This window comes from Bradyrhizobium sp. 153 (assembly GCF_023073835.1).
In the GTDB taxonomy this organism is placed as follows: domain Bacteria; phylum Pseudomonadota; class Alphaproteobacteria; order Rhizobiales; family Xanthobacteraceae; genus Bradyrhizobium.
The window spans coordinates 1-1,301 of the sequence record NZ_JADPKH010000059.1 but is presented as its reverse complement, the minus strand read 5'-3'; the positions used below and the strand labels follow the sequence as shown (position 1 = coordinate 1,301).

The window sequence follows — 1,301 nt, the reverse complement described above, 5'->3', positions numbered from 1 at the left end:
CGCGCTCTTGTGTCTGGGAAATCTGCCAGAATGTGCAAACGGGCGGTTCTCGCAAAACCGCCCGTTGCTGGATCTGAGCCCGGTCGCGCTCAAAGGCCGTGAGCCTGTCGGGGAGCGAGGGACAGATCCGGTGGTCTTCCTCAACCCGAACAGTTGCATGGGCTTCGAGCCCGGACCGAGCAAGGAAGGGATTGGATGATGGCACAAAACGATCTTGTTGTCGCCGGTATCGACGTGGCCAAGGACAAGGTGGATGTGTGTATTCGATCATTGTCGCAACGGCGGACGTTCGCGAGCACGGCAGAGGGACGGCGAATGCTGATCCGTTGGCTTCGCAAGTACAAGATCACTAAAGCAGCGATGGAAGCGTCCGGCGGCTATGAGCGAGAGTGGGTCAAGGCGCTGCGCGAGGCCGATATCGGAACCCTGATTGTCGATCCGAAGCGGGTGCGCAACTTCGCAAGATCGGCCGGGCAACTTGCCAAGAACGATCCGATCGATGCGGAGATGATTGCCTGGTTCGCCGAGACTTTCATCGAGGCAAGAGGCCAAGCCTATGATGCAGCACGTGAGGAACTGGCGCAGATGGTGACTGCGCGCCAAACTCTGATTGAAGTGCGGACCAGCCTGCATAACAGGGGGGAGCATTCCACACCTGACGTTGTACAGAAAATGCAGAGTCGCCTGCTGAAGCAAATCTCCTTGGAAATTACCAAGCTCGAAGCAGCGATCGCGGCCCTGATCAAGGCCACGCCGCGTTTTGCCGAACTCGCCGAGATCATCGAGAGCGTGCCGGGTCTTGCCGAGGGCACGTCCGCCGGGCTGATCGGGGGGATGCCGGAGCTAGGCCAGATAAGCAACAATGTTGCCGCGGCCTTGCTGGGTGCTGCGCCTTACGACGACGACAGCGGCAAGCGTCGGGGTGTTCGTCATATCCAGGGCGGGCGGCGCAAGGTCCGCAATCTCTTTTACATGGCGTGCATGGGAGCCGCGACACGGCACAACCCGGTACTCAAGGCCTTCTACGATCGCCTGATCGCCAAAGGCAAAGAGGCGAAGGTTGCGCTCACCGCCTGCATGCGCAAGCTGATTGTGATCCTCAACGTCATGATCGCGCGCGGAGAAAAATGGGACGCCGGCCGGTACGAAGTGAGCGGCCTCGCTCGGCTTCCGCCGAGCGAATGCCCAGCCTAAAGACCGTTGAGCGGGCGGGGTCAAGGCCGTCAGCCGCCGGAGGCGGGGGCGCGCAGCGCCAGCCTTGAGCCCGCTCGATCACCGGTCTACTTCAACACAGTTGCTCC

2 protein-coding genes are annotated in these 1,301 nt (G+C 61.0%); both read left to right on the top strand.

Annotation, left to right across the window (positions count from 1 at the left end):
• Positions 1 to 199: hypothetical protein (locus IVA91_RS14780; RefSeq protein ID WP_247275678.1), on the top strand; the 199-nt coding region annotated here is incomplete at its 5' end.
• Positions 196 to 1,194, top strand: a complete 999-nt coding sequence (locus IVA91_RS14775; RefSeq protein ID WP_247458867.1) for an IS110 family transposase — start codon at positions 196 to 198, stop codon at positions 1,192 to 1,194. The genes IVA91_RS14780 and IVA91_RS14775, both read left to right, overlap by 4 nt.
• Positions 1,195 to 1,301 lie beyond the last annotated feature (107 nt).